This window comes from Magnetococcus sp. PR-3, assembly GCF_036689865.1.
Classification (GTDB): domain Bacteria; phylum Pseudomonadota; class Magnetococcia; order Magnetococcales; family Magnetococcaceae; genus Magnetococcus.
Genome location: NZ_JBAHUQ010000011.1, coordinates 40,912 through 67,085 on the forward strand (window position 1 = coordinate 40,912; position 26,174 = coordinate 67,085).

General features: G+C 50.2%; 16 protein-coding genes. 7 read left to right on the forward strand and 9 right to left on the reverse strand.

Features of this window, described 5'->3' with window-relative positions; translation table 11 throughout:
- Positions 1-17 precede the first annotated feature (17 nt).
- Genes V5T57_RS07920 through V5T57_RS07930 form a run of 3 tightly spaced genes read right to left on the reverse strand, consistent with a single transcriptional unit; the run spans position 18 to position 5,784 of the window.
- Positions 18-2,714, reverse strand: a complete 2,697-nt coding sequence (locus V5T57_RS07920) for a tetratricopeptide repeat protein (RefSeq protein ID WP_332890650.1) — start codon at positions 2,712-2,714, stop codon at positions 18-20.
- Complete coding sequence (locus V5T57_RS07925; protein ID WP_332890651.1) at positions 2,711-5,011, reverse strand: polysaccharide deacetylase family protein; 2,301 nt, start codon at positions 5,009-5,011, stop codon at positions 2,711-2,713. Before V5T57_RS07925 ends, V5T57_RS07920 begins: the two co-directional genes overlap by 4 nt.
- On the reverse strand, positions 5,008-5,784 hold the full coding sequence (locus tag V5T57_RS07930) for a putative glycoside hydrolase (RefSeq protein ID WP_332890652.1): 777 nt from the start codon (positions 5,782-5,784) through the stop codon (positions 5,008-5,010). Before V5T57_RS07930 ends, V5T57_RS07925 begins: the two co-directional genes overlap by 4 nt.
- Before the next feature lie 94 nt (positions 5,785-5,878).
- Here V5T57_RS07930 and V5T57_RS07935 point away from each other — a divergent pair, with 94 nt between their 5' ends.
- Positions 5,879-7,408 carry a response regulator gene (locus V5T57_RS07935; RefSeq protein ID WP_332890653.1) on the forward strand — a complete coding sequence of 510 codons (1,530 nt, stop codon included), beginning with the start codon at positions 5,879-5,881 and terminating at the stop codon, positions 7,406-7,408.
- On the opposite strand, the gene V5T57_RS07940 is transcribed toward V5T57_RS07935, so the two are convergent.
- Both V5T57_RS07940 and V5T57_RS07945 read right to left on the reverse strand, forming a co-directional pair.
- Positions 7,397-7,783: a response regulator gene (locus tag V5T57_RS07940; RefSeq protein ID WP_332890654.1), complete on the reverse strand. Its 387-nt coding sequence runs from the start codon at positions 7,781-7,783 to the stop codon at positions 7,397-7,399. The two genes, V5T57_RS07935 and V5T57_RS07940, sit on opposite strands and share 12 nt — an antisense overlap.
- 821 nt (positions 7,784-8,604) lie before the next feature.
- Entirely contained in the window at positions 8,605-9,225 is a 621-nt protein-coding gene (locus V5T57_RS07945; protein ID WP_332890655.1) for a LysE family translocator, read from the reverse strand.
- A 786-nt stretch (positions 9,226-10,011) separates the two neighbouring features.
- Between V5T57_RS07945 and V5T57_RS07950 the strand changes: the two genes are divergently transcribed.
- The 5 genes from V5T57_RS07950 (at position 10,012) to arfB (ending at position 17,670) form a co-directional block, all read left to right on the forward strand.
- A complete protein-coding gene (locus V5T57_RS07950) occupies positions 10,012-11,034 on the forward strand; it encodes a metal-dependent hydrolase (RefSeq protein WP_332890656.1) in 1,023 nt (340 codons plus the stop codon).
- Positions 11,035-11,683: 649 nt separating this feature from the next.
- On the forward strand, positions 11,684-13,351 hold the full coding sequence (locus tag V5T57_RS07955; RefSeq protein ID WP_332890657.1) for an ABC transporter substrate-binding protein: 1,668 nt from the start codon (positions 11,684-11,686) through the stop codon (positions 13,349-13,351).
- Entirely contained in the window at positions 13,348-15,690 is a 2,343-nt protein-coding gene (locus V5T57_RS07960) for a PAS domain-containing hybrid sensor histidine kinase/response regulator (RefSeq protein WP_332890658.1), read from the forward strand. Before V5T57_RS07955 ends, V5T57_RS07960 begins: the two co-directional genes overlap by 4 nt.
- 662 nt (positions 15,691-16,352) lie before the next feature.
- Positions 16,353-16,670 (forward strand): hypothetical protein, encoded by a 318-nt coding sequence (locus V5T57_RS07965; RefSeq protein WP_332890659.1) that lies wholly within the window; start codon positions 16,353-16,355, stop codon positions 16,668-16,670.
- 574 nt (positions 16,671-17,244) lie between these two features.
- The gene (gene arfB / locus V5T57_RS07970) at positions 17,245-17,670 is read left to right on the forward strand and encodes an alternative ribosome rescue aminoacyl-tRNA hydrolase ArfB (RefSeq protein ID WP_332890660.1); all 426 of its coding nucleotides are present in this window, start codon (positions 17,245-17,247) and stop codon (positions 17,668-17,670) included.
- An 803-nt stretch (positions 17,671-18,473) separates the two neighbouring features.
- Here arfB and phaP read toward each other — a convergent pair.
- Positions 18,474-18,821, reverse strand: coding sequence for a TIGR01841 family phasin (gene phaP, locus V5T57_RS07975; RefSeq protein WP_332890661.1), 348 nt, complete (start codon positions 18,819-18,821; stop codon positions 18,474-18,476).
- 659 nt (positions 18,822-19,480) lie between these two features.
- Between phaP and V5T57_RS07980 the strand changes: the two genes are divergently transcribed.
- Entirely contained in the window at positions 19,481-20,314 is an 834-nt protein-coding gene (locus V5T57_RS07980; RefSeq protein WP_332890662.1) for a class I SAM-dependent methyltransferase, read from the forward strand.
- A gap of 107 nt (positions 20,315-20,421) precedes the next feature.
- Here V5T57_RS07980 and rsgA read toward each other — a convergent pair whose 3' ends face one another.
- The 3 genes from rsgA to fdhF all read right to left on the reverse strand — a co-directional run bounded on the left by rsgA (position 20,422) and on the right by fdhF (position 25,461).
- Positions 20,422-20,844, reverse strand: coding sequence for a GTPase RsgA (gene rsgA, locus V5T57_RS07985; RefSeq protein WP_332890663.1), 423 nt, complete (start codon positions 20,842-20,844; stop codon positions 20,422-20,424).
- Between the two features lie 220 nt (positions 20,845-21,064).
- Positions 21,065-22,120 (reverse strand): hypothetical protein, encoded by a 1,056-nt coding sequence (locus tag V5T57_RS07990; RefSeq protein WP_332890664.1) that lies wholly within the window; start codon positions 22,118-22,120, stop codon positions 21,065-21,067.
- Between the two features lie 623 nt (positions 22,121-22,743).
- Positions 22,744-25,461 (reverse strand): formate dehydrogenase subunit alpha, encoded by a 2,718-nt coding sequence (gene fdhF, locus V5T57_RS07995; RefSeq protein ID WP_332890665.1) that lies wholly within the window; start codon positions 25,459-25,461, stop codon positions 22,744-22,746.
- Between the last annotated feature and the right edge of the window lie 713 nt (positions 25,462-26,174).

The window sequence follows — 26,174 nt, forward strand, 5'->3', positions numbered from 1 at the left end:
CAACCGGGCAACTTAAGTCAACGTTCACCCGTGGGGACTCTTAGTATTTCTCGGGCCCGCTTGTGCTGTTTAAGTTGTAGAAGCAGGTCGGCCAGATCCAGGCGTAGCAGGGTGTGGTTGGGATGTTGTCGCAGCAACCGCTCTAAAATAGGCAGGGCCACCCGTGGTTGACCGGTTTTCCAGAGTAGATGGGCGTATCCGATACGTGCTTCTCCCTTAAGCTTTTGGGGGTTAGGTATCAACTTCATCGCTTGGCGAAAATGGTACTGGGCTTTTTGGGGTAGGCGTAGTGCCTCGAGCACATCCCCCAGCAGTCGATGCAGCGTCCACACCCTCGGATGGTAAAAGAGACCTTTTTCAACCCACTTACGCCCCTGTTTGTAGCGCCGTTGTTGATAGGCCAACTCCCCCGCCTTCTGGTAGAGAAGAGCCTTTAATGCCTTGCTCTCCTGCATGGCATGCGTGTAGTAACGCAAGGCCAGTTTGGGGTGTTCTAACTCTTGGGCATTGACGGCCTGTTGAGCGTAGAAGGGGGCCGACCAGGGATAGTTTAATAACCATGTAAGTCGGCTGCGCAGAGTGCGGTGATCCTTTAGATCTTTTAAGCCAGACAGGTAGCGTGATAGGTGGGCTTCAGAGGGTAGACGTAGGGGCCAGGGGGTGAAAAAAGCCACCACATATTCGGCGCCGCCCAGTTTAAGAAGATGGTCCATCCACAAAGGCTGCTGCTGCTCTGGGGCAGTTTGTAGGCGGTGTTTAAGCCACGCCATGGCCTTAGCATCGGGACGGGGTCCCCAGAGATAGATAAGTGCACGGGTATGCTGGCCATCAGGACCATCCTTGTCGGCTAAGAGATAAAACTGGGCTTCGGCGAGTTGGCGTGCCCCGAGCTTAAGGAGCTCATGGGCTATGTTCTCACGCTCTTGAGGGGGTAGGTTGTTCGCGTTCAGTTGCTGTTTTAAAAAGGTGATGAGCTGGGGTTTAATACCCCGTTCCTTGGCCAGTAAACGCAGTGCCCACCCTTTGAGTGCCCGTTGGTCTTGATTAAGGGATTGTAGTGTATTGAGCTGTTTCAAAAGTGCTTTGGGCTGTTTGGCCTGTTGCAAGGCGTAGAGTAGCAGCATGTGATGTCTGCTCTCTCTCTGAGCAAGAGCTTGGGCAACGGTTAGGGCCTCACTATTCCAGCCACGATCCATGGCTCCATAGTAGATGTTCTGTAAATACGTGCTGCTCTGCTGTTTAAGGGCAGGGCTTTGTAGCCAGCGTGCCAGGGCATCACGCCGGTTACTGTGCAGGGCCAGCAGGTTCCAGGCGGCAGCCCAGTCGGTATGGCGCAGCTGTTTTTTAGTCAGTGTATTAAAGCGTTTCCAGCCCTGATTGCTCCGTTTCATGGCCACATAGAGCGCCGCCACCGAACGGGGGGGGAGTTTTATGAGAATCGCAGGTTGTGAAAGTCTGTTTAACTGCTCCAAGGCCGTTTTTGGTTCTTTTAAGTCATGGGCAACCCAGGCTAAGTCCAGCCGTTGAATAGGGGGTAGGGTGGTTGTGGCTAGGGCTTGTTGCAACCATTTTCGGCTCTGCTGCTTCTCTCCCAGGTGATAGGCCACACGGGTGATCAGGGCAGGATCCTGCTGGGGAAAATCAGTTTTTAACAGAGCCTGCCATAGCCAACGTAGTGTTTGTTCCTGCTTATGGTCCAGCAGATAGCGCAAGGCCGATTGCTGTAACCAGCTCGGTAGTTTTTCTGGGCGGACAGTTTTTAGCAGGGCAATGACCAGGGGGGTACGGTTCTGTTTAAGCGCCAGTTGCAACAGAAGTGGGTGGGCTGCATCCGGTAACTGCTGTTGTTGATGTAGCTTGACCAAGTGCTGATAGGCTTGATCCTCTTGACCCAGCACCATCTGGATCTGAATAAGCTCCACAAGTAGTGGGGGGTGCTGGTGGGCATGGGGTATAAAGGGCTGCCCCAGTTGCCAGCCATCCTGCCAGCGGCGGTATTGTTGGAAGAGGGAGAGATAGAGGGTGGCCGCCTCTTTATCCTGGCTCTGTTTAAGCCACATCTGTGAACGTGCCAGTGCTTCGGTAAACTGGTTGCTGCGTAGAAGAATGTTCAGGTGCAGCTCTTGTATGCGCATCTCCATGGCATTGGGGTGGCGCTGGGCAAAGGTCCGCAATACCTGGTCGGCCTCGTTAAAACGGTCTGCAGCGGCCAGCAGGCGGGCGAGATCCAAATGCGCCTGACGTGCTTGGGGATAGTGCGCAATAAGCTGCTGTAGAATAACGATCTGTTTGTCATGGCGGGCCTGAAAGCTGTAGATATCTGCCAGCTCACGAAACCGTTTTAAACTGGGGGCCAGGGCCAGTAGGGCCTCCAGGTTGCGCTCATAATCCTCCGGGCGCTGGGCATACTGATAGTAGACCCCCAGCTTCTCCATAACCTGTAGATGGTTGGGATTTTGCTGGAGAAAACGTTCCAGTAGATCTACGGCCTTGTTAACCTCTCCATATTGTAGATAGAGCTTAGAGAGGGGGACCACGACTGTGACGGTCAGGTCCCCTTGGGCCAGCTCTTGCTCATAGATGGTTTTGGCCTGTTCAAAGCGTTTATCTTTGAAGGTCATATAGGCCAGCTCTTTTTGATTGGGAATCAGCAAATAGACCCCAAAAAGCCCCAACAGAATCAACAGCCCTACCAGTAGATAGGGGCGGATCATAATGGGGCACCCTGGCAGTTGACGGTGAAGTGAAGAAGGCTCTGATCCGGACCATCCTGATTGATAAACAGGCGCTCTCCTGCATCGCTGCTTAGCGTGTGGATCCAAGATTGGCCTTGGGGATTTTTAACGACAACCTTGCAGCGTACCGCATGGGGAAACTGCCACTGTAGCTGGCTGGGACCAAACCCCTTGGCCTTAAAGGTAAAATGCTCAGGGGATGTTAGGTGTAAATTCTGGACCTGCCAGCGCCCTTGCAGTAGGTAGGGGCGTGTGGCCTTGGGGGGGGCTTGAGGGGTGGTATTGGCTTTTAGGGCAACGATGGGCTCTCTGTTTGCTGGATCCAGATGCACATAGAGGCTGCCGTGGAAATGGCGCTGACCCACCACCCCCTGGCTCTGGGTAAAGTCGACCTGTTTAAAGGTCGCATGGTCCATGCGCAGGGTCTGCATCGCCCCATGGTTGGTTAGTTGCCAGCGCTGAGGGCTCAGAGCGGTCAGACGGCTCTCATAAAACCCATCCACCACCTGGGTGAAGTGGCTGGCGTGGATGGGGATGATGGGTTGGCTCAGGGCATAATCCAGATTTTTCTTCAGAGCGTTAAGACTGGATAGCTTTTGCCCAGAGTACATATGGTAGTAGACGTTGATGGGTTTAATACGCCACGGCATCTCTGTGTTGTAGAGGGTGCGTACGAGGTATTGAAAACCAAAAAAACGGTCAGTCCATAGATCGGTATAGGTGTTTTCATTGCTGTTGGAGGAGTAAATCTGCCGTTCCTTTCCCACCTGTAACCCGAGCGGAGAGACCCAGGCAAAGGAGGGAAACTCCCGATCAAAGCGAGAGTCTCCCCCATTCAGGTTGCCCAACCCCTGGTTCCGTACGGCCCGTACTGCTGCTTCAAAGGGCAGGGTGTTGCCGGACCACTGGTAGAGCTTGACCTTTTTTCCTTTGGGTAGAAACTGGGCAATCTGTTGAATGGAACCTTTGACCTCACGGTCAACAGAGAAAGGCTCGACCCCATAGACCCTGGGGACCTGATACCCTTTTAGCCGCAACCGATCTTGTTCCTGTTTATTCTTGTCTTGGTTGATAAGCTGTTGCCGCTCACGGGGGGAGTCATAGGGCACCACCTGGGTTTTGTTTACCCCCAGCATGGTGAGAATTTGATTGAGATACGCCCCCTTAGGACTGGCGTAGAGTTTACGAAAGGGGGCCTCCCTTGCGGGGTCGGCATTCTCAAAAAAGGACCAGTCCAAAGGGTGGCTGTAGGTGTGGCTGCCCGCCTCTACCTGGGGGTGTGCAAACAAGGCACGGGCGATGCGTTGGGTCTCTTTATCCCCAAACCATTCTGGATCCAGATCACCACTAATGGGGGCGATGGTCACCGGTAGTCGCTGATATTTCTCGATGATCTCTTTTAGGAGTACCTCGGAAGAGAGTAAGCTTAGATCCTTAAAGGGTTTGATTTCCGAAGGGTTGCGCCAGCCATCGCCGTCCACATGACTGTAGTAGATACGTCGCCCTGATAGAGTGGTGGTGTCAGGCTTGGGCAGATCATCGGTGGCAAAGCTATGGCGAAAAAAGGCAAAGGGGTTAATATGCCACTGCACCCGTTTCCCATCACTATTGCTATGAAAGGCATAACCCGCCGCCACATACCCTCCGTTGGGGCCGGTGGTGATTAAATGGCTGTGGCTGTCGGACTCAGCAGGGCGCTGTACACTAAGATGTACCGTTACATGGGGGTCCCGGCGGCGTATCGTCGGGTAGGGGGGGAGCACTCCACCATAGGGGCGTTCCAAACCCACCATGTTGGCGTTTTGAGTCCCAATGCGGGTGTCAAAGGTGACATAGCGCCAATCCTGGCGATCCTCCAGCCCCAACTGTTTCCAAAACTGATCTACCAGGGCTGGATTGACCTGCTTGCCCTGTTCATCTTTTAAAAAGGGGCGTGCCCCCAGCAGGGTAATACGTACCCCCTGGGCCAGCATGCGATTGGACCAGCTTAGAAAACCATTGGCGTCGGGCATTTCATCCTGTTCGGACCATAGCAAAATGCCCCGAACATCGGCCATCTCCTGCGCTGTGGGCCAGGGGGCGCGCAGGGGGCGGTAGCGAACCTTCAGGCCCAGGTGGTTCAGCGGCATCTCTGCTAAGCGATGGCTCAAGGTCCAGCGAATACTGTCACTCTCGCGCTCCTCATAAAGGGCCAAAATGGTGCGTTTAAGTTCTGCGTGAGCCTGTATGGGTAGCAGCCATATGCTGAGCAGTACCATGAGTATAAGCCATCTCATGGTGTGGCTGCTTCTAATACGGTGTTGGAGACGTAGGGGTGCAGGCCCAGTTGACGAAGTGGTTCAAGCTGGGCAGAACTGGCGGCCCCTTTTATCAGCGCCAAATGGTGAAGCATCGGCGTACGGCGGATAAGCTGCTTTAAATAAGCATGGTGCTGGGGGTCTGTTAACTGTGCTTCGGTTATGGACCACACCACCATCTTTACTTGACTGGCCAGGGTCTCCAAATGAAGTTCAGAGGCCTGGGCCATGAGAAGCAGCTGGGGATAATGGTACCGGATGGTGCGCAGTAGTACCATGTTAGGGTTCGTGTCCCCTGTGTTGGGGCTGAGGTTGGTGATATCTGGTAAATAGAGGCCATGAAAACCCCGCCGTAGAATCTGCGGAATGCGTTGCTCAATCACATAGGCAATCCAACGGGGATTCTGCCTTTGCACCTGCAACACCCCATCCCCCTCACTTTGACCTGCCATCAGTAGAGATTTGAGCTGGGGTTGGGTCTGTAGTTGTTGGGGGGTTATGCTGCTTAAGGGCAGCCGTGCCAGCAGCTGTTTACCCCGATCCGCTAAGGCTCGTAGAGAGGGGTGATGGTCGCTATGGAATACCACAGGATCATAGTTGTAAAAATGGTGGTGAGGGCGCGATTTTCCCGTATAAAGAACCCAGGAGAGGGGTGGCTGAAGGGTTGGCTCTGCCTGGGCGATGGACACACCTGCGGCCAGGCCCATAAAAGCCATGGTAGTCAACAGAAAATGACGAAGCCTTGCAGCCATAAAAATGCTTTTTTCTGGAATGAAAAAGAGAAGTACGCCTATAGTACACGACGTTTGTGTATGTACCAACTCAAACCGTTTTCTAGGAGTGCCCGTGGTTAGCAAAGAGCACCTCCCCTTTCAGCATAAAACAAACCCAGATGGGGATGATGAAACCTGGGTCTATCTGGCCGATAACGATGAAGCGGTGGTACGGGATATTGAAAAGCTGCTGACCATCTATGGTTTGCAGGTACAGTGTTTTCAAAGCTGCCAGGTTTTGAAAGAGGCCGTCGAGGTCAGACAGCCCCATCTGCTGGTCATGGATCTAGCCTTTGAGCAGGGGTGTGGTGAAAAACTGTTGGAAGCGTTACTCCAGCAGTGTGCCCCCCCTCTGCCCGTGATCTTTCTCTCCCAAGACAACAGCATTGAACAGCGTATGCAAGCCCATGAGCTGGGAGGGGCCTCATTTTTAAGTAAGCCCCTGGATCACGCGCATCTGTTGTGGAGTGTGGAAAGTCATCTCGGTAGTGGCAGTGATACGCCCATCCAGTTAATGGTGGTGGATGATGATGAGGATTTTGTACGCTATCTAAGCCATCTATTGAGTAAGGAGCAGATGCAGGTACGGGGTTTTTATGATGGAGAGAGTGCGCTGGCGAGCCTCTCAGAGTGGACACCAGATCTGGTGATTTTGGATCAAAACCTGCCTCAGCTTTCAGGTATGGAGCTGCTGAGCATTTTACGCATGGATGCCGCCAACCTGGATCTGCCCATTCTGTTTGTCTCCGGTGAAGAGGATCCGGTGCAGCATCAGGCCATGTTACGTACCGGTGCGGAAGATTTTTTTGTAAAACCGATCCATGCACCCACCTTTGCCCAGTTTGTGCGTTCCCGGGTTCTGCGTTTTCGTAAGCTTAAGCGCTCCCGTCAGTTTTTAGAAAAAGCTCAGAACCGATTGGGGCAGTTCAGTACCTTTTTAACCCGTGTTATGGGGATGGCTGCCCATGATTTACGTAACCCCCTCAACGCCATTATGGGTATGAGCATGATGCTCACCGATGGAGAGCTGACCGAGCAAGAGCGTGGACGCTTTAGTGAAAGCATTCATGTCAGCAGTAACCGTATGTTTATGTTGCTCGATAGCTTAATGGATATGGCAATGTTGTGGGATGGACGCTTGCAGGTGCAGCGTAGCCCTGGGGACCTGCTCTCTTTGCTGCGGGAGCGGGTTGAGATCTACCGCTGGAGTGCCGATGAGCGTGAGGTCGCGCTGGTCATGGATTGTAAGCCTTTGCCCGCGCTGGCTTATGATGCAGCCCGTATGTGTCAGGTGATTGATAATTTGCTCAACCACGCCCTCAAGTTCTCTCCCCGTCATGGTGAGGTTAAGGTGGCCTGTTATGCCGATAATGATGGCGTACAACTGCTGGTAGAAGATCAGGGGCCACACCTGGATGAGACGGAACTGGGTGAGCTGTTGGATGGGGTAACGTTGCGGCTCTCCCGTAACCATGGTCGGGGGCGGGGCTTGGGGTTGGCCATCGCGAAAGAGGTGGTGGTGCTGCATAAAGGGCAAATGCGCCTGGAGAATGTACAGCCTATGGGTATGCGTACCGTGATTCATTTACCCTTAAGTGGGTGAATTCAGGCTGCCCTGGAGAAAACGGTTTTTAATCTCTGCAGGAAACTGAAAGGGATCGATGGGTTTGTGCAGGACGGTATAGCCTTCACTCTCAAATTGGTTGTTGGCCGAGAGAAAAATAATGGGAGTCTGGGTAAGCTCTGGTCGCTCACGCATTAGTTTGGCAACCTCCAAGCCATTGGGGCCGGGGGGCATGTCATAGTCAAGAATGATTAAATCAGGTTTAAAATCAACCACACGTTCCAACGCTTCATGGCCATCCCGGCAGGTAAGTACTTGAATGCCGATTTGACGAAAGGCGATCTTCACAAGCCCACGTACGGGGTCTTCATCATCAGCAAACAGGATGCGTGTGAGGTCTTTGAGAGGTTTCATTTTAATGGCTGACTATACAGTTAGAGCGAAAAGGCATCATCTTATCACTCAAAGTGATGATTAAGGCGTAAAAAGTTTTTTAAACGTATTTTGTGCTCATGGTGGAGGGGGCTGAATGCGTATGTGGGGCTTTTCTGTTGTATTACAAAAGTATATGTTCATCTGGTGACGGATTGTCCTGTGCATTGTGCCGCCGGTTTGTCGTCAGGTTTGATGCATCGTTCATAATCTCTTTGCACACCATAGGCTGTGGCGCTGATCTGGCAGTGGATGAAACCTTGGGGTTGTATGCGGAAATCCTGTAAAAAACGGTTGATCTACCAATGGAATCCTTCCCCCATTGGGTTCCTGGGAGCTGATCTCTGACCAAAAACTCTACGGGTTACATGAGGCTGCAACACTTTTCTGGATGGTTTGTTCCGTAGAGAATGAGCCCGCAAGATCATATGGCTCGGTAAGCGTATAGCCAAGGTTGCATGCTTCCTATGCTGATTGTAGGGAGGCAGGCTATTTTAACGTTATTGAAAGAGACTGTTGCTCTCTGTGGGGAGCATGAGGGTTTTACACTCCCCATCTGTTTCCGACTTTAGGATAGGCAGGTGGTGATGTTTGACTGTTGAGACTCAGTTACCCTGTATATCTCTCTCTGCTTGCTTGTTGGTCTTTAGCGGTTACTTCGACGAGTAAGTGTACCAATGCTCTCCCTGCCGGTGCCTTTGCAGCGGATCGGTTTGGCCCATCACTAACGGTGCAAACGAAGCCGTTGTGGCCTGATCGAGCGTATCCCTTACCATTGAATTAACTATCTTCAGGCAACGGTTTCAGTGGCTCCGACGGGCCAGAGCCAGACCAGTTCCTGCAAGCACCATCATGCCCCCTGTTGCGCGCAGAACGTTAGGTAGGACTCTGCGGTTTTGCAAAACGGTTCGGGCACTGCCCGCCAGCAATGCCCAGCCGGTGGTGACGATAAAGGTGATCATTAAAAAAGTAGGAACAATGGCCAATAATTGTAGGGTCAGTGGCCGTGTCGTATCTATAAACTGTGGTAAAAAAGCGGCAATAAAGATGAGACTTTTGGGGTTGGGAATGGTGACGATAACGCCCTGTAAAAATAAACTCTTCTTTGACACTGTGGAAGCGCTGAGTTCAATCTGCTCATGAGCGCCACGCCACTGTTTGATCCCAAGGTAGATCAGATAGGCCGCACCGCACCAGCGCAGCCACTCAAAGGCCTCAGCCACTATGTTTAATAGGGAGGTAAGCCCGATAATGGCAATGGCCAGTTGAGTCGCTATGCCCACCGTGGCCCCAATAACTGTGATTACCGCATAACGCCAGCCAAAGCTTATGCTGTGAGCTACGGTCAAAATTACACTTGGGCCGGGTAGAGCAATCATCACGGTGGTTGCCACGACAAAGGCAACATAGACATGCCATTCCATCTTTGGGTTCCTATGCTTTTATCTCAATAAAGGGCGCCGCAAAGTCCAGCGATCGTTCTTAGCGCATAAGCTGCGGCATGGTACACGTTTTAGTCATGACTTGATATCAGCTTTAGGCGGTTGCCCAAGGGTAACCGGTTAAAATAGGGTGGTTTTACCCGACTTTTATGGGGTTTTTATGGCGCTGTCGTCTGTAGGGTCGAAATGGAGGTCTTAATGATGAGAAGTGCGATGAGAAGCGCATGAAAATGTGTAAAATAGGGCCAAAAAAGTAAATGGTGGGACGCATTAGTGAACTAACCACCCTGTCCGTAGGCGGAAGGAGGTTTGATTATGCATAGCAATCTCACGCTATACGGCCAGAAATTGAGGACTAGATTCTTGTGCGGTTGATGTCAGCGTGCATCCAAATGCCAAATTTAGCGTGTTAATCTCCGCAAAATGTTACGACGGCTCAACACCTCTATGGCCTGTTTCTAAAGAGGTGACGCCGCATGCTCTGAAGAGTGCCGAAGCTCGACTCTTTAGGGTATGGCGTTGAGGCTTTAGAAAGATGGTAAGTCTCTTTTAATAATAAAGGTGAGCCATAACCTTGAAGATTCATCATCATTTTGGGTAGGGCTTGATAACAGCTTGTCTTTGCACTCTCTCTTATCTCTTTCCCAGTCACTATAGGATGCTTTTTGGCGATGGGTCACGATGGTGGGTATTTAATCTCATCTAGGGTCGAGGTGGTGGGTTCTGTATACTCTGTGAAGACTCGTTTTTTAGGAGGTATGCCGACCCATGGATTCAATAACACAAATGGCTTTAGGTGCTGCTGTCGGCTCTGCTCTTTTGGGGCGTAAGGTTGGTGCGCGGGCCGCTCTGTGGGGGGCTGTCTGTGGAACCATCCCTGACCTCGATGTTTTTATTCCCATGGGGGATGCGGTCGCAGCGTTTACCTATCATCGCTCGTTCAGTCACTCGCTGTTCATACTGGCCGCCATCACCCCATTGGTTGTTTGGCTGATCTTAAAGATCCACCCCCAAACCCAGAAACTTCGAACCCGCTGGGCCGTCTTTGTCTATGCCGTATTTGCCACCCATGTGCTCTTGGATTGTTTGACCATCTATGGCACACAGATCTTTTGGCCGCTGTCTGAGTATCCTGTTTCTCTAGGGTCTGTGTTTATTATAGATCCTGCCTATACCGTGCCTCTGCTCATCGGTGTGTTTGTGGCTCTGGCGCTTCGGCATCGTGATAAGGGGCGGTGGGTTAATCGTTTGGGGCTGGTCGTGAGCACGCTCTATCTGGTGTGGGGGCTTGGCGCACAGGCATATGTACGCGATCTTGCCCGAGAATCATTGAAACAGCAGGGGGTTGATTATGAACGTTTTTTGGTGCAACCAACCCCTTTTAACTCACTGCTTTGGCGTGTGGTGGTCATGAGTGGGGAACGCTACCATGTGGGGTACTATTCACTGTTGGATAAAACGCCAAGTATCCATCTTGAGAGCTATGAGCGTTCTCTTGATTTGCTCGATAGTCTGACCGATCACTGGCCCGTGCAGCGACTTGCCTGGTTTACCCACGGCTTTTATGCCGTTGATGCAGAAAAAGATGGGGTCGTGATCGCTGACCTGCGGATGGGGGTGGAACCCGATTATGTGTTTCGTTTTAAGGTTGCAGCTTTGGCCAACCCACATCCGGAGCCGATAACTGCCGTACGCATGCCCAGAAGTCAAAATTTCAATCGTCTTCCCGCCCTGTGGCATCGTGTTTGGCAAGATCCATCCGAACAACGTCACACGGGTAAAGAGTATTAAATGCCGTGTTTTGTGTTTCATGCTATGCAGAGGAACTTCCATTGTAGGTCTTCGTTACCGACCTTTAAAAGCGCCCATAGTTATTGTTCTTAACCTTTCCTCATGCTCTATTATGCGAGCCATTAAGGTTGTTTTGTCACGTGCATAGATCGATTCTTTGAGGGGGAAGGGGTGTGTTTTTGAAATGCCCAGAACTTAAGAAACGTGCGGACGTGCTTTCTGTCAGTAACTTATATGAGAATTGTAGATGTGATCATTTTAGATCGTACCAGGCAGAGGTTCTCCTTTATAGGGGCAGGTCATGCCACCTTGAAAGGGGCCGCCAAACCGGTTTTTTCCTGTTCTTTTTAAAAGGAACGCCCTATGAGCCTCTCTTCCGCGACAAGAGACATCTCACTAAGCTCTCTTTTAAAAAGATGTGCATCTCTGTGTAAGCAAGGTTTTTTGAGGTTTAGCGGTCGAGAGTATGTGATGTATATGGATTAAAATCTGGTATGCATTCACCGTCTATTGGGGATCAGTTCCGCCAATGGAATTTGCGACACATAGTGACAAAACCTGTTATGTTATATTTAGTGGCAAATGCTCAAGAAGATGTTAGAGCCGCTTTGTATCTTAAGCCTCTCTCATACTAGAAAAAAGGCATGCGATGCGCGGTGTTCGTCCTGCTGTTTTTATCTTAACGGTCATGATGCTGGCGTGGCTTCACCCTGTTATGGTGCATGCCCAGCAGCAGACGCTCCATTTTTCTCTCTCCCGCCTGGGTGAACCGCAGCTGGACCCTCATCGTAGCCAAGGGGATCTGGAACTACACCTGAATGTTAATCTCTTTGAAGGCTTGATGAAGTTGGATCCAGCTACCGGAGAGCTGCAACCGGCTCTGGCGACGGGCTATCGTTGGTTAAGCCCGACCATCATTGAGTTTGATCTTCGACAAGGGGTGTTATTTCATAATGGCGAACCCTTCAATGCCCAGGCCGTTAAATTCTCTTTTGACCGGATGGCGAAGGTAAAAAAGGGATTTAACTGGATCAAGGCGATTATTCCTGAGTTTGATCGGGTAGAGGTTATCACCCCCTATCGAATTCGGATTCATTTTAAAAAGCATAACTCTATCTTTCTCATCTCCAGCCGTTTTTTTGTTATTTTACCGCCCAAACTGCTCCAGGAAAAAGGGGTGGATGCCTTTATGTCTCATCCGGTGGGGACGGGCCCTTTTATCTATCAAAAAAGGGTTGAAAAACCGGAAGGTGAACTGCAAATCCATCTTAAACGTAATCCTGATCATTGGTCGCAAAATGGCCACCGGTTGAACCATGTTGTGGTTTATTATGGGCTGGATCAGAAACACAGCCTGGAACGGTTGTTGGATGGTCGCTTGGATGCCATGGCCGATTTGCCCATCCGGCGTTTATTAAAGGCACGTAAGGGGGGATTTCAAACCCCTGCCAAGGGTCAGGGGTTGATTAGTTGGCTCTATTTTAATCTGACTCAATATAAGGCGGATAGCCCTATTTGGGACCCTAGAGTACGCCAAGCCATTGCTCATGCCATTGATTATAAACGTATTCTACGGGTGGTTTACCGTAACCGGGCACAGATCAACCAGCAATGGGCTTTTCCTGGTCTACCAGGTCATGTCGCGGACCTGCCCGATTATGCTTATGATCCACAACGGGCTCGGGATCTGCTCCAGCAAGCGCAGGTTCCACAAGGGCTGCGCCTGAACATGTACTGTGATGATGTCTCCCTGGATGAAGCTAAGATTGTGCGTAGCAGTCTGGGGGCGTTGGGTATTGATGTCCATATTGATGTATTGGATGAGGCCACCAATAACTGCATTTTAACAGCCAAGAATCAGCCTAACTCCCCTTGCCACAAAAAGCTCAAATTCTACGATATGATGATGGGGGATTTCGGTTGGGGGTTGCCCCACAACTATGTGAGCCATCTACACACCTTTTCCTTGGAGTCGTTTGCTTCCCTGGTGGCTGATGACTACCCAGATGCCCAACGTACTGTGACTCTGTTCCAAACCGCCAAAGCGGCCTTTGGTCAAGATGCCGCGACCCGTCAATGGGAAGAGATCACCCGTTATGAGCATAAGCGTTTGGGGATTCTCGGTGTTGCATTGAAACAAACCTATTATGCGATTCCCCCCCATCTAAACTGGCCTGTTTATGGTGCCTATGATTTTTCCAATGCCTATCTACAACCATCAGCGGTCAGGCGTGGCAATCGTAGGATCAAAGAAGGCCCGCAAGAGATGTCCCACGTGCCCGCTATAAAGACCGTGGAGGCGGGTGGTAGCCGATGAAGATTAATCATCGTTTTCATCTGTTTACCATTCCCCCCATTGTGTTTGCTATGGCAGGGTTAATGTTCCTGAGCTGGCTGCAGTTTCAGGAGCGTATTGAGACCATTACAGAAGACAACATTAACCATCAAATCGAAATGTTGCTTCTGATTGGAAATAATCCAACATTTGCGAGCTATTTTGATAACAAACACTATCTGTTGGAGCAAGAAGCTGAACTGGACCAGCACAAAATTGAACAGCTTTTCTCACAGATAAGTTCTATTTCTGAGCGCTTTGCCAACACCCTGCACCATGTGGCGCTTGTGGATGAACAGTTTCAGTGGGTTATGCGTTATCCTGGCCCTTTTCCTGGTGCGTGGTCGCCTGCAAATCTACAAGCTTTTTCCTCTCAGGCTGAGTTCTCCTCCCACATTGAGAAGGGTAGGCACCATCTTCTGTTTCCTGTGATCGAAAGTCAGGGCACCAAACCCCGTGGCTATCTTTATATGATCTCCAGCCTGCACATGGATCGGTTGGCCTCCCAGCAATCAGCTTTTATTCGGCGTATGGGCACACTGTTGCTTATCAGTGTGCTGCTGCTGGCCATTGTTATTTTCTACAGTGCAAGAGTGGTCAGTCGCCCCATCCACGATCTGGCCCATCAAGCCATTATGAATCATGATCGTCCTTCTTCTGGGCAGGTCTTCCATTTTCCATCCAACGTTGAAGAAGTACGTATTCTAGGTGAAGCGCTTAATACCTTGCTCTGTGGTATGGGGGATAAACATCAACAGTTGGTCGAAGCCCGTGATGCCTTGGCTGAAAGTCAAAAATACAACCGCATGTTGTTTGAAATGTCGCCAGTTGGGTTGGCACTTTGCCGTATGGATGGTTCTTTGGTGGATGTGAATCAGGCTTATGCGGATATTGTCGGTTATTCGGTGGCGGAGTGTATGCAGTTGACCTATTGGGAGGTTACGCCAGAACGTTATGGGCCACTAGAACAAGAACAGTTGGCTATTCTGGATAAATACGGGCGTAATGGACCTTATGAAAAAGAGTACATCACCAAAGATGGCAGCTTAGTTCCAGTGCGTTTGAATGGTTCAATCTTGACCCGCAATACAGAGCGCTTTATCTGGTCCAGTGTCGAGAATATCAGCAATCAACGGGCAAAAGAGCAAGCTACCCTGGAGAAGGAAAAAGCCGAAGCAGCCAATTGTGCTAAGGGGGAGTTTTTAGCGGTCATGAGCCATGAGATCCGCACCCCACTTAATATTGCGCTGGGTATGGGCGAGTTGCTTGATGAAACTGAGCTGGACACAACCCAGAGAGCATACCTTCAGCGCTTACTGCAGGCTGGTAAAGGGTTGCTGGAATTAATTAATACCCTGCTTGACCTCTCCCGTATTGAAGAGGGACAGTTGGAGTTGGAGCAAACGCCATTTCTGCTGGAACCGTTGTTGAGAGAGGTGATCCTGATCTTTGATCTGGTGGCTCAGGAGAAGGGGTTGGCGATACAGTGCCAGTGCCCGAACCTACCCAGTGATCCGATTGTGGGGGATCCCTTAAGGTTGCGCCAGGTGTTGATCAACTTGGTGGGTAATGCCATTAAATTTACCGAACAGGGTTCTATTACGCTTTGGGTGCGTACGTCTAACCACGGTACCGTGCACTTTGCCATTCAGGATACCGGTATCGGTCTGCAGATTAACGAGAGCGATCGGCTGTTTGTTCCCTTTACCCAAGCTGACTCAGGTATATCCCGTCGTTTTGGAGGGTCAGGGTTGGGACTGGCGATCTCTAAACAATTGGTGGAATTAATGGGAGGGGAGATCCAGGTTTCCAGTATGGAGACTGGGGGAACAGAGTTTGCCTTTGAAGTTCCCTTTGAAACCTCTAAAGTCTCGATTATAGAACCTGAAATCATCTCCACGGGACCTGTGGAGATTCTACCCATGCAGGTCCTGGTGGTGGATGATTCCGAGGATAACCAGTCATTGATCCGTGCCTTTTTGGCCCCCTATCCGGTAGAGATCCACAGTGCGGTCAATGGCGTGGAGGCGGTGGCGCAGTGGCGTGGTGATGTATGCTTTGACCTTATTCTTATGGATATGGAGATGCCTGTTATGGATGGTCTGCAGGCCACACGCGCCATTCGGGCAGCAGAGCAAGAAGAACAACAACATAAGCCGGTTCCCATATTGGCGTTGACCGCGCATGCTTTTGAAAGTGATAAAATGCGCTGTTTAAACGCGGGGTGTAATGATCATATGGCCAAGCCGATAAAAAAGAAGGATTTTCTTCGTGTTGTGGCTGGGTATGCGCCCAAGGAAAGTGTGGAGGAAAAGGCTTAAAGAGGGCCGCTTTGTGCAGGGGTACCGTGTCGATTGTTAGCGTGTCTTGCAAACATGAGAAAGCCTAGGGGATGTTCTGAATAGAACATAAAACGCGGGGTGCGCATGGTGGTTCTACCCAAGCGACAGTAATGATATTGAATGGGGGCTTAGCCTAAATCCATAGGGTCTGAACATGTGAACATCTTTATTCTATGGCGTTCAAATTCACCCATGGGTCAATGGAGGGTAGGCCGGTTTTATATCCATGGCGCTTTGCTTGACCAAGCTTGGCACTACATGGGGGGGCAATAACGATCGGTGCTGGCTTGGCCGCTCTTGTTCGCTTGCTGCTGGGTTAGATGGATGAAGAGATGTCCCGTTTGATCAGGTTTTACCTAACTACTTGGCCAAAGGGATCCGTGTTTGTATACAACAAGAAGGGCATGTCAGAATATGGATGTATAACGCAGGGCCGCAATGTGTGTTGTCATCTTTCGAAGCTTGTTCCTCCCCGGTGGTTTAGCTGATATCTTAAATCTCAATATGGCTAACTCTTCACATGCTTAATTTCAAGTGTTGAGAAATAGTAGCGCCATCAACCCATTGAAAATATCCATGAAATGCAGTAGCATTTTATGGAGAAGTGTTTTCCACTCACCCGCTTTTATCAGGAGGCATTTGTGGCCAAAGATATGAAGATTAAACTCCACTCCGAGGAAATCTACTTCCGCAAAAAGGAAGCTGAATATATTGAGGAGTTGAAGAAAAAGGCCCTGAAGGACGCTGACAAGAAGTATCGCAAGGAACATAAACAGCACTGTTACCGTTGTGGTACCCAGTCCCTGGTAGAGGCTCATAAGGGCAAGGCGACCGTTTTTTTGTGTGTTAATGAAGGTTGCGGTGCCATTCACATGGAAAGAGCGGCCCTTAAGGCGATCGTCAAGGATGCCAAGGCCAAACATTCGGCCATTAAATCCTTCATCAAGCGGTTTACCTGATCTCCTCAGGTCTGTAGCAAGGGGTGACCCCAGTTCAGCTTTTTTTACGATGATCAGCTCTTTGAGCGCGTGATCTTATCAGCTCCACTGAAGTCATTTGGTTGTTTTCTCACAACGAGGGAGTAGCCAATACCCTGAAAATCTACCCCGCAGGAGTTAGATCCGTGCTTTGCTCAGGCGGGTCTAAGTTGCAGTGTGGTGGGGGATGAAAAACGGGCGCGCAAGGTTCCAGAGGGATAGGGCGCCTAGCGGTCAAAGTGGCCTGTTCAAGTGTTATGATGGCTGGTCATGCAACGATATTGCCCATAGCGATTATTGAGTGGCTCTCTACATGCCCACTGTGTGAGCTTTGTCCCGCTGTTTCATCCCCCCCCCAGCATCCAGAGCATCTGTTTTGGCTTAGGTGATCTCCTACAGGGGTGCTTTCGTTGCTGTCCATGAGCTTTTGCTGGCGAAATATCACGACAGTTTGCTTCTTAGCCAGTCCCTTCTTATTCAACAACGCTATGAACGTGTTAACGAAGTCACGCTTTTTAAGTCAGGCGCGCCAGTACACAGGAACAGGAGGTGGTGGGTGGATGATCTGTTTGTTACGGAAGCACTGACCATTCCTGCCGAGAACCTCTCTGAAAGCTTTATCCGGGCTTCTGGTTCAGGCGGTCAGAATGTTAATAAGGTCAGCAGCGCTGTACAACTGCGCTTTCAAGCAAAGTGGTGCTCGGTATTGAGTCAGGAAGTATTTCAGCGCTTGCAGCAGATTTCTGGCAGTCGCATGACCAAGGATGGAGAGCTTATTATTGATGCACGCCGGTTTCGCACACAGGTGGGAAATCAGCAAGATGCGCGGGATCGTTTGGCGGAATTGATTCGCAAGGCTTTGGAACGGCCAAAAAACCGACGACCAACCAAGCGTACTTTGGGATCTAAAAAACGGCGGTTAGAGGGCAAACGCCGTCGCTCAGAGGTCAAAAAAGGCCGTGGCCGGGTACAGATGGATTAATGATGCATACAGGTTTCTCCTGTCGTAAGGTTTAATGACCCCTCCAAACCCTAGCCATGCTTAATGGCCCCATCCCATGATGAACAGAAGATCAGCATGAAACCGATGTGTTGATCGCTGCACCTCGATATGCCCTGTAGTGCTTGTAAATCCTCACCAATGGGTAAACCCTAACTCGTTTAACCATTGATCTGAAGCCCCATACTTTTCTCACCTTGTTACCTGTTATCCATAGCTTTGGTTCGAACCAACCCTTACCCCATTGCACCTCCGCGGTGTGGATGAAAAGGGCGCCGCGCTTGTGAAAAAAATAGCGTGGGCATGGGCTTGGTGCATCAAGCACTGGAGGGTGCAGCCTTAAAAATCATGTGGATCCGATTATGAGATGGATGAATGGTTAAAAGCCGTATATCGCATGCTTTTTCAGATAGGTGTCCCGCTGCCTAAGTGCGTGGCAAAGAGCGACATTATTTAGGAGGTTATGAGTCGTTTGTGCATGGGCTCCAAGAGGTGGCAGTATCTCTGTAGCCGTTTTTGACCTCTATTCGCTGAATTCATTTAGGCGTGAGACGGTGCCTCTGTACCCCACGGCAGTATTAAAAATACAGTTAGGCAGCAGAGTTGAACGACCAATAGAAAAGATGAGGAAAGAGGGGGGCAGGGCTGTATAAAAGTGTGTTCTTTGGGGGCGTGGTAAGTGTTTAGGGCGCAGAGCAGAGGTGATGTTTAGCATGAAGCAAACAACAGATCCCTATGGTCAAGGATAGACCATAGGGATCTTATGTGCTGTTTGGCTTTAAAGCTTACTTAGCGGCAGCGGTTGCTTCTTCAAACTGCTTTTTAACCAGCTCGGTGGTATCTGCTTGAGCGCTCTTTACAATTTCAAAAGAGGTGGTGGCGACTTTAAGGCTTTCATCGGCAAATGCTTTGGTCAGCTCAGTGGATTTAGCAACCAGCTCACGACCATCTTTGGTTTCGCCCAGCAGCTTGGCTTGTGCAACACCATTCTCAATAACGGTGGTTACAAAGGAAACTTGCTGTTCAGCCAGCTTAGAAAAAGTCTCTTGGTTGATCTTGTTATAAGCGGCCAGGTTACCTTGGGCAGCAGAGGTGATGTCAGAAAAAGATTGGAAGAAGATGTTCTCAGTCATGGTCATTACTCCAGTAAGTATGTGGTAACAAGCTCAAGTAGCTTGGTTTGTTTTGTGTTTCTGCAATGCAAAATAATCCAAATTGGGGTGTGCTGTCAATCATTATTTTGCAGTGCAAAATAAAAAGGGCGAATTTGTCGTCCCTTTGCCTCTCTATTAAGCGGGCAGGGCATGGCCCGTGGTGGGGTTGACTTGGAGGGGGTATCAAGAAAGGACCGGGCGAGCCGTGACTGCCTACCTCTTCTCTTTGGCGTTGCTTATCTATGAGTTCGTATGCCGTCTCGTCTAGCTCTACCTCGGTTGCCCTTTGTCTTGGCATAGATGGGGCTCCGGTCAATAGGTTGCTTAGAGCTGTCTCTATGTTATGCCGGACAAAGTGGCGGCATGGGGGGCGTCTGTGATCGTTGAGAACAGTTCTTTATCTCCACCCTGCTGTATTGAGCAGGGCAGGGCCTTACTGAAAGAGTCTTGATCAATGGATCATTCTTAACTAACCTGCGCGTATTATGTCTTGAATCGTACATAGCAGCAGCCCTGCCACCGTTACTTTGCGCGTTGTATCTATCGTGCCAAGCAATTCTGCGTGGATTACGGCTGCCAATCTCCCGAACACACCATATTGACTTAAACTTGGGTTGATCAGCCCATGGAGAATAGCTATGTATGCACATCTACGTGCTTTGGCGCACAAGCCAGCCCCTTTTTCCCGCTATACCACCGATCTGCTCTGGACGCAGCCCCATTTGGCCCAGCAGATGTTGGCCTTTCACCTTAATCAAGAAACCGATCTTGCTTCGCGTCGCTTAGCGCGTATTGAGCAAGTGGTGCGTTATCTGGACAAGGCTTACACCCTTGCGGGTAAAAAGCTATGTGATCTGGGGTGTGGCCCTGGGCTCTATACACACCGTTTAGCCCAGCTGGGTGCCGAGGTGACGGGCATTGATTTTTCGTCAGTGGCTCTGGCGCATGCCAAAGTCGAGGCTAAGAAGGCTGGCCTCTCTATCCACTATATAAGCGCGGACTATCTACAGGATACACTCCCCACTGGTTTTGATTTGATCACCTTGATCTACCATGATTTTGCCACACTCTCCCCCATGCAGCGGGCCACACTACTAAAGCGTATCAGGGGAATGTTGAATCCTGGTGGTGAGCTGCTGTTGGAGCTGCCGGCGGAGGCGTTATTTACAACCAAGGTAGAAGCGTTGCAGGTGGAAGAAAATATGATGGGGGGCTTTTGGTCAGCCAGCCCCTATGTAGGGATGCTGCGTCAGCATCTCTATACAGATCTGAACATAAGTCTGGATCACTATTGGATTGTTGAGCAGAGTGGCCGTAGCTGGGAAGTATTAAACTGGATGCAATACTACACCCCCGAACAGATCCAATATGAACTGACCAAGGCTGGCTTTACACCGGGTCATATCATGGGGGGGCTGTGTGGTGAACCGTGGTCAGAGCAGGGCGATGCCCTTGTTATAACCGCCTCATAATCACCGGGTCGATAAAAAAAGGGTTGGCTCCATAAAGGGGCCAACCCTGATAAGATGGTTGCATGCCGGAACCTATGCATCCAGCCGTTATGGATTATGCTTAGGGCTTAACGTCGGCCAAATTTGACCTTTTTTACCTCATTGACCATTTTAGAAAACTGCCGATGCCGATGGCGTTGTTGCCATTGGGTCTCTTGTAGATAAGCCTGCTCTCTTTGTAGCTTGAGATAGTTTTTGTACCGTCTTTGATCTAGAGATCCCTCTTCAACCGCATCGATAACGGCACATCCAGTGATCCCTGCATGGGCACAGTCACGGTATCGGCAATGTTCTGCTAGGGCTTCGATATCAGAGAAGGTCTCTTGTAAGCCTTGGCTGCTCTGCCCAAGGCGCAGTTCCCGCATGCCTGGTGTATCCATAAGCCAAGCACCACTTTCCATCTGAAACATGGCCCGATGGGTAGTGGTGTGCCTGCCCCGGTTATCATCACTGCGTACTGCCTGGGTTTCAAGTTCATGGCAGTTTAGCAATGTAAGGTCGGCTATTTAGAGCTCTCGCCTTTGAGGCATAACAATTTTTTTAGGAAAGTTCAGATCTTTTCCATGTGCTCATCTATAAGTACCTGTGCGTGAAGCATGTTTAATGACGATGGGACGTGTCATTAAAGTTGGTTCAGATAACGGTGGATGGTGGGGGCATTATTAGATTCTGTGAATCTAACCTCCCCCACCATAGCCACGTGATCTGTTGCTATTTGGAACCGCTAGTTGTGTTCACTTTGCTAACGTCTATCTTGAACTGTTTTACCAGATTTAGCATACGATTTCCGATCTCCTGCGGACAACTTCTAAGAACTGGACTGTACAGGGGAAGCAGAATATTTTTGTCTGCGTTTAAATAGGCTTTCTTCACGTTGGGCGGTAGGCGGTTTCCATGCTTACGAAGTTCGCTTGATAGATCGCCCCTAGCCTGTTTGATTCGATTGGTTAGCCTGCCTTGAGCCTGCTTACAGAGCTTCTTATGCAACTCCCGCACCTTTTGGTTAACCGTGGGGGCGGCTTTTAAAGCTTTGAGCACGTGGGCATAGTACCTCACTAAGAGTTTTTGGTTTTTTGTATCACACTCTTTTTTTATGGTGTCAATCGTGGCATTTAGATTCTTTAGCATGATTGCCTTGTATTTTTCAGTTAGATTGCCACTTTTTTTGTTCGAATTTAGAACCTGTTTTGTCTTGTTCGTCAGGGCTTTTATATTCCTGCTGGCCTTATTGCATTTTGCGTGGGATGTTTTTGTAGGGTCAATCCTATTTCTTGCTTGGTTAATCCTAGCAGCGACATCGGTTTTGAATCGGGCCATCTCCTTTTTTGCATCGCTGGCATCCCTGGATGTACAGTTATTAGAAACGCTCGAGTATAGGGGGGCTAGAATGTTCTTGTCTGCGTTCAAATAGGCTTTCTTCACATTGGATGGTAGGCGGTTTCTATGCTTACGAAGTTCGCTTGATAGATCGCCATTAACCTGACTCATCCGTAGACGCAGCTTGTTGCGAGCCACCATACAATGTTCCTTCTTGCCTACCTTCTTGCCTACCTTCTTGCTGATCGTAGGGGCGGCTTTTAAATCTTTGAGCACGCCGCTAAAGAACCGCTGTAAGTATTCTTTACCACACCATTTTTTTTGGGAGTCAATCATGGCATTTATCTTCTCTAGCATGATTGCCTTGTTTTCATTAGTTAGACCGCCACCTTTTTTGGCCGTCTTTAGATCCTGTGTTATCCTGTTCTTCGTGTATACTAGCTCCTCCATGGCCTGATCGCATCGAGGATTTGCATGAGCTTGGAATGGTGTCTGAAACAGCAGCACCATACACATGACAGTGAAGAAAAAATGGGAATAGGTTCGATTGTTCGATTGCATGTTCTAGTTAACGGATAATTATAAGATCCGCCCCTTAATGTGCTGTAACTGTTTAAAGATAAGTAAGATTTACTTAACATACCTGCTGTTCATCATTAAACTGAATGCTTGTATACACCTTATTTCCTCACGCTAAGTTAATGGTTTGGTTTTAAATCAACTCAGTTTTCAATATTCCGAAATAGCACTCCACCGGTGCAATATCCGGTCGTGTAGCAACCTGATTGATTCACTGCAGTTTCATAGTTTTCTATTCATCCACACAGATCGTGGAAGAGATTTCATGACTATGATGCCCGTCACCTGCCCAGCTATAGCAGAGAAAATACGGCAAGCGTCCAAATGGCATACCAAGAAGCGTGATCGTTTAGCACGGTTCCAACAGAATTATGATCAAACATAATTCCATTTTTCTGATTTCTCAAAGCGCGATAAATACTCAGGTATAATTACTCATAAAAAGTTAAAAGCTTTGACAGTGCAGAGTGAAAAGGTCTTTTTTTGGGGTTGTGTTAGGTGGCCTTCTCTAACCGGACCGTGGTCACTTTATATTCTGGGCATAGGGTCTGGTCATCTGCCTGATCCCCGATCAATAAATTGGTCAATGTTTCAGGGAAATGAAACGCCATAAAGAGTAGGCCAGGGTTGGTCTGGTTTGAGAACTCCAAAGGTAGAAGTAGTGCACCATAACTGGATATAATCTTAACTTGTTCGCCATTGGTCATGCCCAAGCGAAGGGCATCTTCAGGATGAATGCGTAAGGTCTCCCGTTTGGCTGCATGGAGCTGGCCAATGGGGGTGCGACGGGTCATGGACCCAGCATTGTAGTGGTACAGAATACGCCCTGTGGTAAGCATAAAGGGGTACTCTGTATCTGTTGCTTCCACCGGGGGGCGCCAGGGGGTTGGGGTAAAGCGTCCTCGTCCCCGCACAAAGTTACCATCCTGGTGTACAATTTCGGTGCCTGGGTGGGCAGCATCCGTACAGGGCCACTGTACAAACCCTTCAGCTTGCAAACGGTCGTAGCTAACACCACCCCAGTTGGGGCTTAAGGTCGCGATCTCATCCATCACACGGCTCGGTGCAATGCTTTGCCCCTCACCAAAACCCAGATCCACCCCCATACGTTGGGCTATTTCGTGGGTAATGCGGCCATCTTCCCATGCCTGACCTGGGGGTTCTACCGCCTTGCAGAGCTGTTGAATACGCCGGTCACTGTTAACAAAGGTTCCTGACTTCTCCAAAAATCCTGCCCCTGGCAAGACCACGTCGGCAAACTTGGCGGTCTCTGTCATGAACAGCTCCTGAACCACCAGAAAATCCAGGTGCTCTAAAGCTTGCCGAACTTTTTCCGTCTCAGGGTCTGATTGGGCGGGATCCTGAGCGACAATATACATCCCTTTCATGCGATCAGCTCGGGCACCTGCAAGCATTTGGGGCATCTTTAGTCCGGGATCTTTCGGTGGCAGGGTGCCCCAGATTGATTGATGGCGTGCCCGAACATTGGCATCGGATACCGACTGATAATCGCTAAAGACATTGGGTAGAGCCCCCATATCGCAGGCCCCCTGTACATTGTTCTGCCCGCGAATAGGGCTGGATCCTGTGCCAGCGCGGCCCAGATTACCGGTCATTAGAGCGAGGTTGATAAGGCCAAAAGCTGAGATGCTGCCCTGGCAGGATTCGGTAATGCCCAGTCCCCATAAAATTTGGGCGTTCTCCACAGAGGCGTAAAGTCGAGCTGCTTGGCGCATGAGGTCTGCTGAAGTACCGGTCTGCTGCTCAACCCACTCTGGTGTGTAGAGGTCAATCATCTGCTGCAGGGATTCAAATCCCTCGGTATGGGTCTGGATGAAGGTTTGATCCAGTAATTGCTCGGCCATCAAGGTGTGCTGTAAGGCATTGATGACCGCAACATTAGAACCAGGACGTAAGGGGATGTGGATATCCGCCATGCGGGCCAGTTCAGTGTTACGAGGATCAATAACGATCAGCTTGCATCCCTGACGGACCGCCTGTTTGATGCGTGCGCCCAGTACCGGGTGGGCCTCGGTGGGGTTGGCCCCTACCAGCATTAAAAGGTCGGACTTTTCTATATCCTGAAAACTATTGGTAGAGGCCCCGGTACCCAGCGCCTCCCCCAGGGCAAAGGCTGATGGGGAGTGGCAGACACGGGCACAGTTGTCCACATTATTGGTACCAAAGACCACACGAGAGAATTTTTGTAGCAGGTAGTTTTCCTCATTGGTACAGCGGGCAGAGCTCACCACGCCTAGACTGTTGGACCCATGGGTTTTAAGAATGGACGAAAAACTCTTGGCAACCCGATCCAGCGCCTCATCCCAACTGGCGGGTTTAAAGTTACCGTCAGTTTGGCGAATAAGGGGGGTGGTGATGCGGTCATCAGCCTGTAGGAAGCCATATCCAAACCGACCCTTTACACAGGCATGACCACGGTTGGCTGTACCGCTGGGGTCAGGTGTGACGGCCACGACCTGGTTGCCTTTGACGGCAACATTTAGCTTACAGCCCACAGCACAGTACCCACAGACGGTGGAGACACGACGGTCCGGTTTGCCCGTGGCCTTGTGGTTGGCCATCTGCAACGCACCTGTTGGGCATTCAAACAAGCACTGTCCACAAGAGACACAGCCTGAAGGTTCAAGCCCCTGGTCCAGCCCGGCTGTAAGTACCATCCGATCCCCACGCCCTGCAAAGCCCAACACATTCTGACCTTGAATCTCATCACAGGCCCGCACGCAGAGGGTACATTGAATACAGAGACTATGATCGATATGGATAATGGGGTGGCGGTCATCCCGTGCAGTAGAAGCAGGGCGTGGGGTGGACTGTGGTTTAAAACCCAGATCCATGGCGACAACCTGCAAACGGCATTGACCGTCTGCCACGCAGTCACCGCAGTGCAGGGGGTGATCCCGCAAAATCATCGCCATATTTTGTTGGCGTATCTCGGTAAGGGGGGCGGATTGTGTGGTATAAACCCCATCCTCTTCCACCTCGGTTGCGCACGCGGGTACCAGTCCACGTCCCTGCTGTTCCACCAAACAGATGCGGCAATGACCAGCAGGCTTGAGCCTTTCCGAGTGGCAGAGGGTCGGGATGGCTTTTCCCAACCGCTGGGCCGCTTTTAGTAGGCGGCTACCCTGGGGTACTTGTAAGGCCTGTCCATCAACAGAGATGGAGATGGTATTTGGTGTATTGTCACTCAAAGTGTTGCCCTCATCACACGCAATTTTTCGCTTATCATAGCACAGCAAAAGAGGGAATGGCCCCCCCTGTGGGGTTTGTGCGGTATTCGTTTATCTGAGTCGCCTTGGTGGTGTACGTATTGCCCAAATAGCATGTTATGTCTAGATGTTCAGCGTGTAAGTATTGATCCATCCAACTTTGCTGATGCGGACGAGGTCCCGGCCTAAACATGGCAGAATGAACACGTTTGGCTCATGAGTATGAACGGCATGGCTAACGGTGATGTTATGAGAGGGTTGCCGTTCATGGGAGCCTTTTGCCAGGCGCTTTGTGTTTTGGCAAGTTATGGGCTTTTATCTTCCCCGTAGAGTCAAGAGATATAGCGATTATAACTTCAGGGAAGGGGATCCCGTCTTGAGCGTGGTGGATGGCTGTGGTGTGTCATCCAGCTGAGGAAATTGGCTTGCTCTGGTTAGGGGGAGGGCACTTGAAGGGGGTTGATTAGATTATGTGGGGTCGAATTAAGGGGGTGGGTGTTGGATGAAATGACGGAAAGCAGCTCTCTTTCCCTATCCAAAAGGTTGTCTATGGCATCTCTGTTCCTGGCTGGTCTGTTGTCATGGTCTGATTGGTCCCTGAAAGCACCAGATCTAAAGGGTGTAAACCCTTACTGCTCATAGCCCCAGCCTACAGAGGTTGGCCCGTCAACCGACCTCAACAAAGCTGGTTGCTC

Coding starts and splice junctions, on each gene's coding strand:
- V5T57_RS07920 (WP_332890650.1), bottom strand. CDS start 2,714: ATGATCCGCCCCTATCTACTGGTAGGGCTGTTGATTCTGTTGGGGCTT.
- V5T57_RS07925 (WP_332890651.1), bottom strand. CDS start 5,011: ATGAGATGGCTTATACTCATGGTACTGCTCAGCATATGGCTGCTACCC.
- V5T57_RS07930 (WP_332890652.1), bottom strand. CDS start 5,784: ATGGCTGCAAGGCTTCGTCATTTTCTGTTGACTACCATGGCTTTTATG.
- V5T57_RS07940 (WP_332890654.1), bottom strand. CDS start 7,783: ATGAAACCTCTCAAAGACCTCACACGCATCCTGTTTGCTGATGATGAA.
- V5T57_RS07945 (WP_332890655.1), bottom strand. CDS start 9,225: ATGGAATGGCATGTCTATGTTGCCTTTGTCGTGGCAACCACCGTGATG.
- V5T57_RS07950 (WP_332890656.1), top strand. CDS start 10,012: ATGGATTCAATAACACAAATGGCTTTAGGTGCTGCTGTCGGCTCTGCT.
- V5T57_RS07955 (WP_332890657.1), top strand. CDS start 11,684: ATGCGCGGTGTTCGTCCTGCTGTTTTTATCTTAACGGTCATGATGCTG.
- V5T57_RS07960 (WP_332890658.1), top strand. CDS start 13,348: ATGAAGATTAATCATCGTTTTCATCTGTTTACCATTCCCCCCATTGTG.
- phaP (WP_332890661.1), bottom strand. CDS start 18,821: ATGACTGAGAACATCTTCTTCCAATCTTTTTCTGACATCACCTCTGCT.
- V5T57_RS07980 (WP_332890662.1), top strand. CDS start 19,481: ATGTATGCACATCTACGTGCTTTGGCGCACAAGCCAGCCCCTTTTTCC.
- V5T57_RS07990 (WP_332890664.1), bottom strand. CDS start 22,120: ATGGAGGAGCTAGTATACACGAAGAACAGGATAACACAGGATCTAAAG.